4 protein-coding genes and 1 pseudogene are annotated in these 5,118 nt (G+C 68.4%); all 5 read left to right on the plus strand.

The window, feature by feature from the left end; translation table 11 throughout:
- On the plus strand, window positions 1-1,810 hold a 1,810-nt coding region (locus tag AC1VAN_RS10605; RefSeq protein ID WP_480985769.1), incomplete at its 5' end, for a chemotaxis protein CheA.
- A 146-nt stretch (window positions 1,811-1,956) separates the two neighbouring features.
- Entirely contained in the window at window positions 1,957-2,697 is a 741-nt protein-coding gene (locus AC1VAN_RS10610) for a flagellar motor protein (RefSeq protein ID WP_025878976.1), read from the plus strand.
- A gap of 1 nt (window position 2,698) precedes the next feature.
- Window positions 2,699-3,712: a flagellar motor protein MotD gene (gene motD, locus AC1VAN_RS10615; RefSeq protein WP_480985770.1), complete on the plus strand. Its 1,014-nt coding sequence runs from the start codon at window positions 2,699-2,701 to the stop codon at window positions 3,710-3,712.
- 4 nt (window positions 3,713-3,716) lie between these two features.
- Window positions 3,717-4,499, plus strand: coding sequence for a ParA family protein (locus AC1VAN_RS10620; protein WP_480985771.1), 783 nt, complete (start codon window positions 3,717-3,719; stop codon window positions 4,497-4,499).
- A pseudogene (locus AC1VAN_RS10625) lies at window positions 4,496-5,118 on the plus strand (hypothetical protein); the annotation flags it as partial. The gene AC1VAN_RS10620 and the pseudogene AC1VAN_RS10625, both read left to right, overlap by 4 nt.

Consider the following 5,118-nt stretch of genomic DNA (forward strand, 5'->3'; position numbering starts at 1 on the left):
CGACATCACTGCCGATTTCATCATCGAGGCCCAGGAGATCCTGGATCGCCTCGGCGAACAGCTGGTGTCGCTGGAACAGGCACCGCAGGACAATGAACAGCTCAACGCGGTGTTCCGTGGCTACCACACGCTGAAGGGCGGCGCAGGTTTCCTCGGCATCACCGCAATGGTCGAGCTGTGCCACGCCGCCGAGGAAGCGCTGGGCGCCGCACGCGCCGGCCAGGCCGTCCTGCAGGCGCATCACTTCGATGCCGCCCAGCAGTCACTGGACTACCTGCAGTCGATGCTTGACGCGGTGTCTTCGGGCACCGAGCCGGGCTTTGCCCCGCCCGAACTGGTCGCCCAGTTCGACGTGCATGGCGGCGGCGCTACCGCGCCTGCGGCCGCGACGCCGGGTGCGGGCGGCGGCGACTTGATCACCGACGACGAATTCGAGGCCCTGCTCGACCAGCTGCATGGCGGCAAGGCGCCGACAACCGTGGCGGCGGCGAAGAAGGCCGACGACATGATCAGCGAGGACGAGTTCGAGGCATTGCTCGACCAGCTGCATGGCGGCGCCGCCCCGGGCAGCAACACCACCGCAGCGGCTGTTGCGGTACCGGCACCGCGACCGGCGCCCTCGCCGGCCCCGCCCGCTGCCAAGYCCGCACCCAACAAGCCTGTCGCCGAAGCCGAACACACCGTGCGCGTGGACACCAAGCGCCTGGATGCCATCGTCAACCTGATCGGCGAACTGGTGCTGTCACGAAACCGGTTGAAGACGCTGCGCGCGCGCCTGCGCGATGAAGAGCTGGACCGCGCCGYGTCCACGCTGGATATCGCCACCGCGCGCCTGCAGTCGGCGGTGATGCGCACCCGCATGCAGCCGGTCGGCAAGGTGTTCTCGCGCTTCCCGAAGGTGGCGCGCGACGTTGCGCGTTCGCTGAAGAAGGAAGTGGACCTGGAACTGATCGGCGCCGAAACCGAGCTCGACCGCAACCTGGTCGAAGCGCTGGCCGACCCGCTGGTGCACCTGGTCCGCAACGCCATCGACCATGGCGTGGAAATGCCTGACCTGCGCGAAGCGCAGGGCAAACCGCGGATGGGTCACGTGCGCCTGTCGGCACAGCAGGAAGGCGACTACGTCAGCATCGAAGTGCAGGACGATGGCGCCGGCATCGATCCGGAAAAACTGCGCGCCAAGGCGCGCGAGAAGGGCCTGATCGATCCGGAAGCCGCCGCCCGCCTGAGCAGCGAGGAATGCCTGCACCTGGTGTTCCTGCCAGGGTTCTCGACCAAGCAGCAGGTCACCGACATTTCCGGCCGCGGCGTCGGCATGGACGTGGTGCAGTCGCGCATCCGTGAGCTGAGCGGGCAGATCCAGATCCAGTCGGAACTGGGCCGCGGCAGCCGTTTCATGATCCGCGTACCGCTGACCCTGGCGATCCTGCCGACCCTGCTGGTGCAGGCCGGCGAAGACGTCTACGCACTGCCGCTGGCCCGTGTGATGGAAGTGCTGCATGCGCCGCGCACCTCGTTGGGCTGGTTCGACGGCCGCGCCGTGCTCGACCGCCGCTCGCACACGCTGGCGCTGGTCGACCTGCGGCAATGGCTGGATGTGACGCCGGCCACCTCGCCCCTGCTGACCATCGTCGTGCTGCAGGCCGGTGAAGCACGCTTCGGGCTGGTGGTGGACCAGGTGCGCGGGCGTGAGGAAGTGGTCATCAAGCCACTGCCCAAGGCCCTGCGCGGCCTGCGTGGTTATGCCGGTGCAACCCTGATCGGCGATGGTCGCATGGCGCTGATCCTGGACGTGGACGGGCTGCGCTGAAGCCCGCCGGGCATGGCCCGGCGCTACCGGAAACGGCCCCGCAGGGTAGCGCCGGGCCATGCCCGGCGACCCGAAAACTGTGACTACCGTCTGTACACGACCTACCGGTGTCTCAAGTCCCATTCATACAAGCCGATACCGGACCCATGGATAGACTCAGCCTCATTGGACTTTTCCTCGCCCTGGCCTCGCTGGTCGGTGGCAGCATCCTCAAGGGCGCCGGCCTGGCGTCGTTGTGGTCGCCTGCGGCGTTCGTGATCGTCATCGTCGGCACCATCGCCGCCATCCTGCTGCACACCTCGCCAGCGGTGTTCAAGCACGCCTTCAAGATCGTGCGCTGGGTCGTGCGGCCGCCGCACAGCGACCGTCGCGAACTGATCCAGCAGATCGTGGAATGGAGCAACATCGCCCGCCGCCAGGGCCTGCTCGGCCTGGAATCGCAGGTGGAAGCGCAGCAGGACCCGTTCCTGCGCAAGGGCCTGCAGCTGCTGGTGGACGGCGTTGAACCCGAATCGATCCGGCACATGCTGGAGATCGAACTGGGCAGCCAGGAGCACCAGGACCAGGCCGCCGCCAAGGTGTTTGAAAGCATGGGCATCTATGCGCCCACGCTGGGCATCATCGGCGCCGTGCTCGGCCTGATCGCGGTAATGAAGAACCTCGCCGACCCGAGCAAGCTCGGCCACGGCATCGCCGCCGCGTTCACCGCCACCATCTACGGCATCGCCTCGGCCAACCTGCTGTTCCTGCCCATCGCCGCCAAGCTGAAGGGCGTCATCGCCCATTCCAGCCGCGACCGCGAAATGGTCATCGAAGGCCTGATCTCGATTGCCCAGGGCGAGAACCCGCGCAACATCGAAACCAACCTCTCCGGCTTCCTGCACTGACATGGCCCGCCGCAAGCACCACGAAGAGCACGCCAATCACGAGGCATGGGCCATCCCCTATGCCGACCTGATGACGCTGCTGCTCGCCTTCTTCGTGGTCATGTACGCGATCTCCTCGGTCAACGAGGGCAAGTACCGGATCATGGCCGACGCCCTCACCGATGCCTTCGGTGRTGCGCCGCGCACCATCAATCCGGTGCAGGTGGGCAACAAGCAGGTGCAGGGCGGCGGCTGGGACAGCCCGTCGGTGATCAAGTCCGGCACCAAGATCGGGCCGTCCGCTCCCGCGCCCTCGCACGACCCCACCCTGCTGCCGGCGATGGCCTCGCAGATGCGCATGCCGGTGTCGGTGCACAACCAGGAACAGATCGCGCGTGCCGAGCGCCAGCTCAACAGCATCGCCGACCGCCTGACCGCCGCGCTGGCGCCACTGATCGACCGCGGCATGATCAGCGTGCGCCGCACCGAGCTGTGGATCGAAGTGGAGATCAACAGCGACATCCTGTTCCCGACCGGCTCGGCGGCGCTGGACGTGCATGCGCGCGACACCCTGGCCAGCCTGGCCGGCGTGCTGCGCGACGTGCCCAACAGCGTGCGCGTGGAAGGACACACCGACAACGTGCCGATCGCCACCGCCACCTTCCCGTCCAACTGGGAGCTGTCGGCCGGGCGCGCGGCCAGCGTGGTGCATCTGTTTGCCGACCAGGGGCTGCAGCCATCGCGGCTGGCGATGGTCGGCTACGGCCAGTTCCGCCCCCGCGAAGACAACGACAGCGCACAGGGCCGCAATCGCAACCGGCGGGTGATGGTCATCATCCTGGYCGACACCAGTCATTCGGTGGACCCGCTCGGCGAACGCCTGAATGCCGCCACCGGCACTGCCCGCGGCGCCAGCGAACAGGCCACCGCAGCACCGGCCACCACCCCCACTTCCCCCATCGCACCGGTGCAGTTGCCACCGGTGCCGGCTGGCAGCCGTGTCGGCGCCGCCGTTCCCCCGGCAATGAAGGAGTAATCCGATGCGCATCTGGGCAGTCGCCAACCAGAAGGGCGGAGTCGGCAAGACCACCACCACCCTCGCCCTCGGTCGCGGCCTGGCCGCGCTCGGCCACCGCGTGCTGCTGATCGATCTCGATCCGCATGCCTCGCTGACCCGCGCCTTCGGCGTGCCGATCGAGCCGGCACCGGCCGGCGTGCTGGAACTGTTCGCCGCACCGCCGGCCGACCTGTCCGCGCTCAGCCATGCCAGCAACATCGGCGGACTCGATTACGTGTGCGCGCAGGCCKCGCTGGCCACKCTGGAACGRCGCAGCGCCAACCAGCCCGGSCTCGGCCTGGCCCTGCAGAACGCSYTYGCCCGCCACCARGGCCAGCACGACTACATCCTGCTGGACTGCGCRCCSACSCTGGGCCTGCTGATGATCAATGCGCTGGCCGCGGCCGATCGCCTGATCATTCCCACCCAGGCCGAGCCGTTGGCCCTGCACGGCCTGGATGGCATGGTCCGCACCGGCGAGATGGTCGAGCGTTCGCGCCGCCGGCCGCTGCCGATCTCGATCCTGCCGACACTGTTCGACCGCCGCACCCGCACCGGCAATGAATCGCTGCGCGCCATGCAGGACCGCCACGCAAGCCGCGTCTGGGAAGACGCGATTCCGATCGACACCCGCATCAGCAACGCGGCCGGCCTGACCCTGCCGAGCATCGGCGAGGACTACCCGGGACGCGGCCTGGCGGCCTATCGGCGCGCGTTGAACTGGATCCTCGGTGAGGACGCACGTGCCCTGGAGCAGGCGGCATGAACACCACCGGCATGCTGGACGACTATCTGGACGAGCTGCTCGGCGACATTGCCGTCGCACCGGTCGCCGCTGATGCCGCGCCACGCCCGACGAGCGCAGCAGCCGACGGCGAGCGCGAGCCGACCTGGGATGATCTGCCGGCCGAAGTGATCTACGAAACCGACGCCGTCGCAGTGGCCCCGGCCAACGACGATGCTTCGCTCGAAGCCGCATTCGACGCGGCTGCCACGCCTGCGGCCGACACCGGGCGCGAGCCGACCTGGGACGATCTGCCGGCCGAAGTGATCTACGAAACCGACACCGTCGCAACCGCTCCGGCCAATGATGATGCGGCGCTGGAAGCCGCCTTCGACGCCGTTGCCACGCCTGCGGCCGATACCGGGCGCGAGCCGACCTGGGACGATCTGCCGGCGGAAGTGATCTACGAAACCGACGCCGTCGCAGCCGCTCCGGCCAACGATGATGCGGCCTTGGAGGCTGCTTTCGACGCCGCCAACGTGCTTGCGATCGACACAGAGCGCGAGCCCACCTGGGACGACCTGCCGGCCGAGGTCGTCCATGAAACCGCGCCGGTGGCCAATGCCGCTGTCGCACCGCCCGCGCCGGAACCCACCTGGGA

It is taken from the genome of Stenotrophomonas sp. 05L44_2 (assembly GCF_056665995.1).